The organism is Allosphingosinicella sp., assembly GCF_059502505.1.
On sequence record NZ_JCACEU010000014.1, the window covers coordinates 163,846 to 173,782 of the forward strand.

At 66.1% G+C, this 9,937-nt stretch carries 14 protein-coding genes; 12 read left to right on the top strand and 2 right to left on the bottom strand.

Going from position 1 to position 9,937, the window contains the following annotated elements; genetic code table 11:
* The first annotated feature begins 10 nt into the window (after positions 1–10).
* From AC5JBD_RS02975 to AC5JBD_RS03015, 9 genes are all read left to right on the top strand, one after another.
* On the top strand, positions 11–841 hold the full coding sequence (locus AC5JBD_RS02975) for a shikimate dehydrogenase family protein (RefSeq protein ID WP_495720273.1): 831 nt from the start codon (positions 11–13) through the stop codon (positions 839–841).
* Positions 838–1,431 carry a dephospho-CoA kinase gene (gene coaE / locus AC5JBD_RS02980; protein WP_495720274.1) on the top strand — a complete coding sequence of 198 codons (594 nt, stop codon included), beginning with the start codon at positions 838–840 and terminating at the stop codon, positions 1,429–1,431. The genes AC5JBD_RS02975 and coaE overlap by 4 nt, the downstream gene beginning before the upstream one ends.
* A gap of 7 nt (positions 1,432–1,438) precedes the next feature.
* Positions 1,439–2,152 (top strand): DNA polymerase III subunit epsilon, encoded by a 714-nt coding sequence (gene dnaQ, locus AC5JBD_RS02985; protein WP_495720275.1) that lies wholly within the window; start codon positions 1,439–1,441, stop codon positions 2,150–2,152.
* Positions 2,153–2,206: 54 nt separating this feature from the next.
* Positions 2,207–2,785 (top strand): ribosome hibernation-promoting factor, HPF/YfiA family, encoded by a 579-nt coding sequence (gene hpf, locus AC5JBD_RS02990; RefSeq protein ID WP_495720276.1) that lies wholly within the window; start codon positions 2,207–2,209, stop codon positions 2,783–2,785.
* Between the two features lie 65 nt (positions 2,786–2,850).
* Positions 2,851–3,318 carry a PTS sugar transporter subunit IIA gene (locus AC5JBD_RS02995; protein ID WP_495720277.1) on the top strand — a complete coding sequence of 156 codons (468 nt, stop codon included), beginning with the start codon at positions 2,851–2,853 and terminating at the stop codon, positions 3,316–3,318.
* Complete coding sequence (locus AC5JBD_RS03000; RefSeq protein WP_495720278.1) at positions 3,308–3,784, top strand: PaaI family thioesterase; 477 nt, start codon at positions 3,308–3,310, stop codon at positions 3,782–3,784. Before AC5JBD_RS02995 ends, AC5JBD_RS03000 begins: the two co-directional genes overlap by 11 nt.
* Entirely contained in the window at positions 3,784–4,125 is a 342-nt protein-coding gene (locus AC5JBD_RS03005; protein WP_495720279.1) for a DUF1491 family protein, read from the top strand. The genes AC5JBD_RS03000 and AC5JBD_RS03005 overlap by 1 nt, the downstream gene beginning before the upstream one ends.
* Before the next feature lie 252 nt (positions 4,126–4,377).
* A complete protein-coding gene (locus tag AC5JBD_RS03010; protein WP_495720280.1) occupies positions 4,378–4,923 on the top strand; it encodes a cell wall hydrolase in 546 nt (181 codons plus the stop codon).
* 74 nt (positions 4,924–4,997) lie between these two features.
* Positions 4,998–5,507, top strand: a complete 510-nt coding sequence (locus AC5JBD_RS03015; protein ID WP_495720281.1) for an MmcB family DNA repair protein — start codon at positions 4,998–5,000, stop codon at positions 5,505–5,507.
* Here AC5JBD_RS03015 and AC5JBD_RS03020 read toward each other — a convergent pair.
* The gene (locus AC5JBD_RS03020) at positions 5,504–6,061 is read right to left on the bottom strand and encodes an ankyrin repeat domain-containing protein (protein WP_495720282.1); all 558 of its coding nucleotides are present in this window, start codon (positions 6,059–6,061) and stop codon (positions 5,504–5,506) included. The two genes, AC5JBD_RS03015 and AC5JBD_RS03020, sit on opposite strands and share 4 nt — an antisense overlap.
* Positions 6,062–6,156: 95 nt before the next feature.
* On the opposite strand from AC5JBD_RS03020, the gene AC5JBD_RS03025 reads away from it, so the two are divergent.
* From AC5JBD_RS03025 to AC5JBD_RS03035, 3 genes are read left to right on the top strand one after another with little or no spacing between them, the layout of a single operon-like run.
* Entirely contained in the window at positions 6,157–6,774 is a 618-nt protein-coding gene (locus tag AC5JBD_RS03025) for an SCO family protein (protein ID WP_495720283.1), read from the top strand.
* Positions 6,762–7,202 (top strand): YcgN family cysteine cluster protein, encoded by a 441-nt coding sequence (locus tag AC5JBD_RS03030; RefSeq protein ID WP_495720284.1) that lies wholly within the window; start codon positions 6,762–6,764, stop codon positions 7,200–7,202. The genes AC5JBD_RS03025 and AC5JBD_RS03030 overlap by 13 nt, the downstream gene beginning before the upstream one ends.
* Positions 7,192–7,899, top strand: a complete 708-nt coding sequence (locus AC5JBD_RS03035; RefSeq protein WP_495720285.1) for a M48 family metallopeptidase — start codon at positions 7,192–7,194, stop codon at positions 7,897–7,899. The genes AC5JBD_RS03030 and AC5JBD_RS03035 overlap by 11 nt, the downstream gene beginning before the upstream one ends.
* Here AC5JBD_RS03035 and AC5JBD_RS03040 read toward each other — a convergent pair.
* Entirely contained in the window at positions 7,852–9,936 is a 2,085-nt protein-coding gene (locus AC5JBD_RS03040; RefSeq protein WP_495720286.1) for a transglycosylase domain-containing protein, read from the bottom strand. The genes AC5JBD_RS03035 and AC5JBD_RS03040 overlap by 48 nt on opposite strands.
* Position 9,937: the final 1 nt, after the last annotated feature.

Genomic DNA, 9,937 nt, shown 5'->3' on the forward strand with positions numbered 1-9,937 from the left:
GGCAACGCTCATGGGCCTTCCATATGCCGAGGTGATTGGTGATCCGATCACACACAGCAAGAGTCCGCTGATCCACCGATTCTGGCTCGGGAAGCTCGGGCGCGAGGCCGGCTATCGTCCTTGCCGCGTGCCGGTGCACGAACTGCCAGCTCATATCTCTGAAAGGAAGGCTGATCCGGACTGGCGTGGCTGCAATCTTACGATGCCGCTCAAGCTTGCCGCGATGTCACTTTCGGATCGTAGCTCTCCCACCGCAACCGCGGTCGGGGCGGCCAACACCATGTTCCGGCGCGGAAGCAAGCTTATCGGGACCAATACCGACCTCTGCGGGATTGCCGCGGCGTTGCGAGTGTCGGAGACGCCAGGCAACCAAGTTTGTCTCATTGGCTCGGGAGCGGCGGCAAGGGCCGCCCTGCTATACTTGCGGCTACGGAAGACGATGGGGGTGTCCATCATTGCGCGAGATCTGGAAGAGGCACGCCGGCTTCATCAAAGGGCGAGGCTCAGCGGTCGCGTGTATAGCTTCGCCGAATGTCGTGAGCCGTTGGAGGGAGCGGAGTGGGTGATCAACGCAACGTCCCTCGGCATGCCTGGGGAGCCTGCCATGCCTGATGGCGTCTTGGACGCGCTGGCGGAGACGGAGCATCACGCACTTGTTTTCGACATGGTCTACGCACCCCGCGAGACGCCATTGCTGCGGCGAGCAAGGGAGTTGGGCCTTCACACCGCGGACGGTCTGACCATGCTCGTCGCGCAAGCCGCCCCTGCCTTCAGGCGCTTCTTCGGAGCTCCGGCACCTCGAGAGCATGATGCCGAGCTGCGGGAGCTGCTGACGCGATGATCAAGCTCGGCCTCACCGGCTCCATCGGAATGGGCAAATCGACGGTGGCGAAGATGTTCGCCGACGAAGGCGTGCCAGTTCTCGATGCCGACGCCGTCGTGCATCGACTGCAGGGGCCGAAAGGTGCTCTCGTGGCGGACATCGAGGCGCATTTTCCCGGCACTACCGGTCCGGCGGGGGTGAATCGCACGGCGCTGGCGGAAGCCGTGCTTGGCGAGAGCGAAAAGCTGAAGCGGCTGGAGGGTCTGATTCATCCGGCGGTAGCTCGGGAGCGGGAGGCGTTTCTCGAGGCGAACCGGGACGCACCCTTGGTGTTGCTCGACATTCCCCTGCTGTTCGAGAAAGGCGGCTGGAACGAGGTCGACCGGATTGCCGTCGTCTCCGCCCCGCCGGAGATGCAGCGGGAGCGGGTGCTCGCAAGGCCCGGCATGACCGCCGAGAAGTTTGAGCGGATCGTCGCCCTGCAGATGCCCGACGCTGAGAAGAGGGCGCGTGCCGACTATGTTATCCCCACCGGCGTGGAGCTTGCGACGACTCGAGCGGCGGTTCGGGCGATCATCGCTGGACTGACGGGCGCTGGCGATTCATAACCCTCTCATGCGGGAAATCGTGTTTGACACCGAGACGACGGGCCTCAGCCCGATCAATGGCGACCGCATGGTCGAGATCGGCTGCGTCGAGCTGTTCAACCGCGTCGAGACCGGCCGCACCTTCCATGCCTATTTCAATCCGGGCCGGCCGATGCCGACCGAGGCCCAGATGGTGCACGGCCTGTCCGATGCCTTCCTTGCCGACAAGCCGAGCTTCCACGAACGCTGCGAAGAACTGCTCGAATTCATCGGCGACTCGCCTCTGGTTGCCCACAATGCCAGCTTCGATTTCGGCTTCCTCAACCACGAGCTTGGCGCTTGCGGCCGGGCGCTCGTCTGCCTCACCCGGATGATCGATACGCTGGCGCTGGCGCGGCAACGGCATCCCGGCGCCAAGCACAGCCTCGATGCGCTGTGCACCCGCTTCGGCGTCGATCGCTCGCTGCGCGTCAAGCACGGCGCGCTGATCGACGCGCAGCTGCTCGCCCAATGCTTTGTCGAGCTCACCGGCGGTCGCCAGATCGGTCTCTCGCTCGCGACGATCACCGCGACGGACGCCGCGCCCAGGCCGGGGGATGCACTTTCCGGCGCCCAGCCGATCAAGCTCATCGTGCGCCCGCCGCGGCCGCATGTACCCTCCGAGGAGGAGCTCGAGCGGCACGCCGCATTTGTAGCCACGCTCGTCGATCCTATATGGAAGAGGCTGGAGGCGGCCCGTTGACGAAGGTTAACGCGGAGGCCTAATCCGGCCGGGCCAAAGCAGCTGGAGAAGAACATGGAAATCCGGGTCTCTGGTCATCAGGTCGACACCGGTGAGGCTCTGAGGGGCCACGTCCAGGAACGGCTGGCGACCATGGCGGAGAAGTTCTTCTCCCGGGCGATCTCGGCACATGTGACGTTCGGCAAGGGACCACATGACCATGCCTTCACCTGCGACATCGTCGCGCATGTTAGCCAGGGCGTGATCCTCAAAGGCTCCGGCCGCGCGGCGGATGCGCACCCGGCCTTCGACCAGGCGGCGGAGCGAATCGAGAAGCAGCTGCGGCGCTACACCAACCGGCTCAAGGACCGGCACGGCGCGGCCCTGTTCCAGGCGCTCGAAGAGGTGCCGGCCGATGCGGGCTATACGGTTTTCCAGGTCGGCGACGAGGAAGCGGAGCCGAACGACCACCCCGCCGTGATTGCCGAGACCAAGGTCGACATTCCCGACGCGAGCGTGTCCGACGCGGTGATGCTGCTCGATCTCAGGAACACCAACGCTTTGCTGTTCCGCAACAGCGCCACCGCCAAGTTCAACATGGTCTACCGACGAGGCGACGGGACGATCGGCTGGGTCGAGCCGCAACGCGACTGAGCGTTCGCGCCGGCTCGCCGGCTTCCCTCCAGGTTGACGGGGCGGTGTCGCCCCAGGTGTTTCTCATGACCGATCTCAGCGATATCCTTTCCATCAATGACGTGAGCGCGTCGCTCTCCGTCGCCAACAAGAAGGGGCTGTTCCAGCAGCTTGCCGCCGCGTCGTCGCGTCGCACCGGCCTCAGCGGAAAGGCGATCGTCGCCGCGCTGAATGAGCGCGAGCGGCTCGGATCGACCGGCTTCGGCGGCGGCGTCGCTATCCCCCACGGCAAGATTCCGGGGCTTGAGCGCGTATTCGGCTATTTCGTGCGCCTGACGCAGCCGATCGACTTTCAGTCGGTCGATAATTTGCCCGTCGATCTGGTCTTCCTTCTGCTTTCGCCGCCGGATGCGGGCGCCGACCATCTGAAGGCGCTGGCGAGCGTCAGCCGTGCGCTGCGGGATCGGCAGACCGTCGCCAAGCTCAGGGGCGCGCGGTCCAAGGATGCGATCTTCGCATTGCTGGCAGGCGTCGAATCGCTCCATGCCGCCTGAGCCATATGCGGCCGGCTCGGCCGGAGCCGCCGCGCATTTCCGGGCGCTGGAGTCGCTCTATCGCAGTGCACCCGTCAATGGGCTGTTCCGTTCGACCATCGAAATCGTCGAGGAGGGATTCGCCCGGATCCGCTTCGATGTCGGGGAAGGCGCCTTCCATGCCGCAGGGGCCGCACATGGTACGGTCTATTTCAAGATGATGGACGATGCGGCCTTCTACGCCTGCAACAGCCTCGTCACCGACCGCTTCCTGCTCACGACTGCCTTCAACCTGCTGTTCACTCGGCCGCTGAAGGCGGGACCGGTGATCGCCGAAGGACGCTGGGCCAGCGGCCGACGGCGTGTGCTGATCGGCGAGGCGCGGCTGATCGATGCCGACGGCGAGGAGGCGGCGCGCGGCACCGGCACCTTCATGCGCAGCCGGATCCCGCTCTCCAGCCTCGCCGGCTACCGGCCGCAGGGCTGATGGAGGCGCGGCTCCAGAGTTCCATCTTGGTTAACGCGCTGCAGCGTCGCGCCGAATCGCGTGGCGGCTTCGCAGCCGTCATCGCCAAGGGCGATCCGACGGCCGGCGCAGTGCTCGTTATTCTTGCCGAGCGAGGCGAGAAAATTAGGATTTTGGAGCGGCTGCTGGAGGGGGGTGACCGCTACATCTGGCAGGATGTCGGACAACAAGCGCTTGCAAACGAAGAAGAATTCCAAAAGTTCCTCGCCAAGAGACGCCGATTCGACCCGGACATCTGGTTAATAGAACTGGACGTCGCATCTGCCGAACGGTTCGCCGCTGAAATGAACGAGTCGGTTTGACTCAGAAGCTGCCGGCCACCTAGCCATTGCTCGTCAGTTCCGAGAGCGGGGGGCCGCAGGTGTAAGCCCAAGGGGGCAGCGGCCGCGCAAGTCGGGGGGACGATCAGGATGCGATGTTGTTATGCATCCGGCGTGGATCGGCCAACCGCATAGGTTAGAGAATGAATGTTCCGATTTTCCCGGGCTGCGGCGTTCGCCGTGGCAAGTCTGGCCGTCACCTTCAGCACGGCCGTTGCTTCTCCCTCCCAAGCCATGAATATCGCGTCAGCACCGGTGGCGGCGCATCATCTGGCAAGCCTTACCGCGGTTCAGCAGCTCACCGACGCGCTGCCGCAGGCCGATTTCTCCTCTCCGGCCATTGCCGAGCCGCCTGTGAAGCCACGCTCGCTGGTCGAGTTGGTCGACGATCATCTGGAGACCGCCGAGGTCGCCGACAGCGAGCATGAATGCCTCGCGGGCGCGATCTACTTCGAATCGAAGGGCGAGCCGCTCGAGGGTCAGCTCGCCGTCGCCGAAGTGGTGATGAACCGGGCGGGGTCCGGCAAATATCCCAAGACCCTGTGCGGCGTCATCAAGCAGCGCCACCAATTCTCCTTCATCCGCGGCGGCCGCTTCCCGCCGATCCAGAAGGCCAGCGCCGCGTGGCGCAAGGCAGTCGCGATCGCCCATATCGCGCTTCAGGATCTTGCCGACAGCCGCGCCGAGAAGGCGATGTTCTTCCACGCCAAATATGTGTCGCCCAACTGGCGCGGCCTGACCCGCATCGCGGCGGTCGGCAACCACATCTTCTACCGCTGAGGCGAACTATCCGGAAGGGCGGGGGGAGGAGCAGAGCTCTTCCCCCTGTTCCCTTTTCATTCTAATCGGAAGCCATGGCCTCCATCTCGAGTCTCCTGGCTCCGACCCCGTCCAACGATTGCTTCGCTGATGCGCCTCTGGTCGCGCAGGATGTCGCGCGCGGGATCACGCGACTTTTCTTCCGCCAGGATCTGTTCGCGATGTGCGAGGTGCCGCTGCCGAACGGGCGGCGGGCGGACATGATGGCGATCTGCGGCAAGGGCCTGCTGACGATCGTCGAGATCAAGGTCTCCAGGGCCGACCTGATGGGCGACCATAAATGGCCCGATTATCTCGATTATTGCGACCGCTTCTTCTGGGCGGTTCCGGCCGGTTTCGGCCTCGAGCCGTTCGAGGGGGAAAGCTTCCGCCCCGATTGCTGCGGCCTGATCGTCGCCGACAGATATGACGCCGCGATCATCCGCGATGCACCCGTGCGCAAGCTCGCCGGCGCCCGCCGCAAGGCGGAGACGCTACGCTTCGCACGCCGTGCGGCCCGCCGGCTGACGGGCGAGGTCGATTCGGAGCTACTGGCTTTCGACTAGAGAGTCGGCCCTGCCACTTCCCTGGCGGGCTTTGCGGCCGGCTCTTCGAGCAGCTTCAGGATCGTGGCGGCGCGGGCGTCCTGCCGGGCATAATCGAGCGCCGAATAGCCGGCGACGCTGTCGGTGTGCTTGGGATTGGCGCCCTTGGCGAGCAGCAGGCGGACCATCGGCAGGTCGCGATTGCGCACTGCGAGGATCAGCGGCGTCTCGCCCTGGCTGTTGGCCAGGTCGACTCCGGCACCGCGCCGGAGCAGCATGTCGGCACCTTCCACCCAGCCGATCTGGGAGGCGAGGATGAGCGGCGTGTCGCCTTGGTCGTTCTGGAGGTCGGCCTTGGCGCCCTTCCCCAGCAGGAAGCTGAGCCAGGTGAAATCGCGGTCGCGCGTGACAAAGTGAAGTGCACCGTTGCCGCTGCCGCTCTCCTTCGTGTTGATCACGAAGTTGCTCGGCGTGGACAGCAGGCTGGTGACCTTGTCCCCGTCACGATCCTTCACCGCCTTGATGAAGGTGTAGGAGTTCGAGAAGTTCATCTGTGCGCCCGCGGGCACGGCCATCGTCAGGGCGGCTGCCGCCGCAAGGGCGCTACCAAGGAAGGTCCGCACGTCTTTTCCCCACCAGTCTCGACTTGATCGGCCGCCCATAGCAAAGCATGGCCGACAAGACCATGAACGAAACCCGCAAATCTCGCTTTTCCCTGTTGCTTCCGTTGGTTGGGGCGGCGTTGCTGGCCGCGTGCTCGTCGGGTGGCGGCGAGTCTCCGCCACTCCAGGGGGCGCGCATCGGGGGCCCCTTCACGCTGACGGACCAGGACGGCCAGCGGGTGAGCAGCGACCGCTTCGACGGCAAATACCGGCTCGTCTATTTCGGCTACACTTATTGCCCCGACATCTGCCCGGTCGACCTGCAGCAGATCGGCCTGGCGATGAAGAAGCTGGAGGAAAGCGATCCCGGGCTCGCCGCGCGCGTGCAGCCGATCTTCATCACCACGGATCCGGAGCGGGATACGCCGAAGGTGATGAAGGAATATGTCTCCGCCTTCCACCCGCGCCTGATCGGTCTCACTGGCACGCCGGAGGAGATCGCTGCCGTTTCGAAGGCGCACGGCGTCTATGCGATGAAGCAGGAAAGCGAGGGCTCTTCGGAATACCTCGTCAACCACAGCCGCTTGGCGATGCTGTTCGGCCCTAAAGGCGAGCCGATCGTCTTGGTGCCGCATGAGCAAGGCGCGGATGCGATCGCGGCCGAGCTCAAGAAATGGGTACGATGACGCCTCCCTTCTGGGAGAAGCCGCTCCACCAGCTCGATCGCGGCGAGTGGGAGGCGCTCTGCGACGGCTGCGGCAAATGCTGCCTGCACAAGGTGGAGGATGCCGATACGGGCGAAGTCTATCCGACCAACGTCGCATGCCGGTTGCTTGACACGCACACCGGGCGTTGCTCGTCCTACCGTGGGCGCCGCGCATTCGTCCCCGACTGTATCAGGCTGACTGCGGACGTTGTCGGCAAGCTCGCCTGGCTTCCCTCGACCTGCGCCTACCGGCTGCGGGCGGAAGGCCAGCCGCTGCCCGATTGGCATTATCTGAAGACAGGAAGCCGCGAGTCCGTCCACGAAGCCGGTGAATCGGTGCGTGGCTGGACGATCGCGGAGGATGAAGCGGGCCCGCTCGAACACCACCTGATCGAGCGTGACCTCTGAACTGAGCTTCCGCGGCGGCGCCATCAGCGCCAGCCTGACGGTGCGGCCCTCTGCACGTGCGCGCGTGATGCGCCTCCGCGTCGATCCGCGCACTGGAGCGGTCGTGCTGACGGTGCCGCCCCGGGTGCCGCGCAAGCGCGCGCTTGCCTGGGCGGCGGAGCAGCGCAGCTGGATCGAGACTGCGCTGGCCGGCATCACGCCTGCCCAGGAGCTCGTGCCGGGTGGCGAGGTGCCGCTGTTCGGCATTCCTCACCTGATCGACTGGAGCCCCGAACGGCCGCGCACGCCGAAGGTGCAGGATAGCCGAATCCTGGTCGGCGGACCGGTTGAGACGCTGCAGCCGCGGCTTCTACGGTGGCTAAAGCAGCAGGCGCTGGCCGTGCTTGGCCGCGAGACGCAGGAATATGCCGCACGAGCCGGCGTCGCGGTGGAGCGCGTCGGCGTCGGCGATCCGCTTTCACGCTGGGGAAGCTGCTCATCGAGCGGGGCGATCCGCTACAGCTGGCGGCTCATCCTCGCCCCCGAGTTCGTCCGCCGTGCCACCGTCGCCCACGAGGTCGCGCACCGCGTGCACATGAACCACGGGCCGGACTTCCATGCCCTCGTCGAACGGCTGTTCGAGGCCGACCCCAAGCCGGCGCGGCTATGGCTACGTCGCGAGGGGGCGCGGCTGCAGCGGTTCGGGCGGGCGCTCTAGCGGCGGTTCCTCCTGCTCCGGCTCGAGCTGGCGCGGCCGGCGGCGGGTGACGTTGTCGATCCACTCCTGGTCGAGCCTCTGCTCCTCGTCCGGCGGCCGCACGTCCTCGCGGGTGCGCGGCGGCAGGCCCGGCGGAGGCGCACCGCCCTCGGGCAGCGGATCGCCATAAGCGGGATCGGGGCGGGCGATCGGATTGCCGTCGGCGTCGACCATCATGCCGTCATCGCCGGGCTCGGTGAACCACGCCTCCTCGTCCGGCTCCACCTGCCAGTTCGGAAGCGTGACCTGGATGTCGAACGGCTCGGCCGGGCGATTGGCCACCGCCTTGAGCATATGATCGTGGAAGGCTGCGGCCGGCGCGCGGCCGCCCTGGAGGCTGGGAACCGCCTTTGCGTCGTCGCGGCCCATCCAGACGCCCGTCGTGATGCCGCTCGAAAAGCCGATGAACCAGCCGTCCTTGTTCGAGCTGGTGGTCCCGGTCTTGCCGGCCACCGGGCGGTCGATCTGCGCGGCCCGGCCGGTTCCGGTCAGCACCGCCGCCTGGAGCAGGTCGGTCATCTGCGCCGCGACCCACGGCGCCACCAGCACGCGCGATTCGTCCGCCTGATGCTGGTAGAGGATCTCGCCGTCGGAGCGGGTGACGCGGCGGATGCCGTAGGGCGTCACCGCCACCCCTTTGCGAGCCACCGCTGCGAAGGCGCGAGTCATGTCGAGCAGGCGCACGTCGGACGTGCCGAGCACCATCGACGGCTGGGTGTTGACCTCCGTGGTGATTCCGAAGCGCTGCGCCATATCCGCGACGGTGCGGAAGCCTACTTCGTCGCCCAGCTTCGCGGAGATGGTGTTGATCGACTGCGCGAAGGCCTGGCGGATCGTGACCGGGCCGCGGAAGGTGCGGGTGCTGTTGCGCGGGCTCCAGCCGGCGATCGTCACGGGCTCGTCGACGACCGTCGTTTCGGGCGTGTAGCCATTCTCGAGCGCCGCGAGATAGACGAACAGCTTGAAAGACGAGCCCGGCTGCCGCGTCGCCTGCGTCGCCCGATTGTAGATCGACGTCACGTAATCCTTGCCGCCGACCATGGCACGGACGGCGCCGTCGCGGTCGAGGGAGACCAGGGCGCCTTGCAGGTTGGCGGGCGTGTTGGCGTTGATCGCCTGGTCGGCGGAACGCTGCATGTTGACGTCAAGCGTGGTCCAGACCTCGATCGGGTCGACCGTCTCGTCGATCAGCGTGTCGAGCTGCGGCAGCACCCAGTCGGTGAAATAGCGGACGCTGTTCTGCTTCGGCGTCGGCACCAGCTTGACGTCGGCCGGTTCGGCGGCCGCCGCGTCCGCGGGCGAGATGAAGCCATATTCGCGCATCGAGTTGATGACGACGCCGGCGCGCCCTCGCGCCGCCTCGGCATCGGCCGTCGGGGAATAATTGGAGGGCGCCTTGACGAGGCCGGCGATGATCGCGGCCTCGGACAGGCTCAGCCGTTGCGCGCTGTGGCCGAAGAAGCGCCGCGAGGCCGCGTCGATGCCGTAGGCGCCGCCGCCGAAATAGACGCGGTTGAGGTATAGCTCGAGGATCTGGTCCTTGGTGAAGCGCCGCTCCAGCGCCAGCGCCAGGATCGCCTCACGCATCTTGCGTCCATAGTCGCGCTTGTTGGTGAGGAAGATGTTGCGCGCCAATTGCTGCGTGATCGTCGACACGCCGCGCACCGACCCGCCATAGCGCAGGCTGAGCCAGATGCCGCGCGCGGTGCCGATCGGGTCGACGCCCGGATGTGAGCGGTAGCGCCGGTCCTCGACCGCGATCATCGCGCTCTTCATGACCTGGGGAATCTGGTCGTTGCTCAGCCATTCGCCGAAGCTCGGGCCAAGGGAGACGAGCACGCTGCCGTCTGCGGCGCGGACGCGGATCATCTGCCCGAGGTCGTCGCGGCGGACGAGCTCCTGATAGGAAGGCAGCGAGCTCATCGCGACGCCGACCGCCACGACGAGCGCGATTAGGCCCACGATCGTGCCGTAAATGCCGATCTTGAGGAGAGTCATG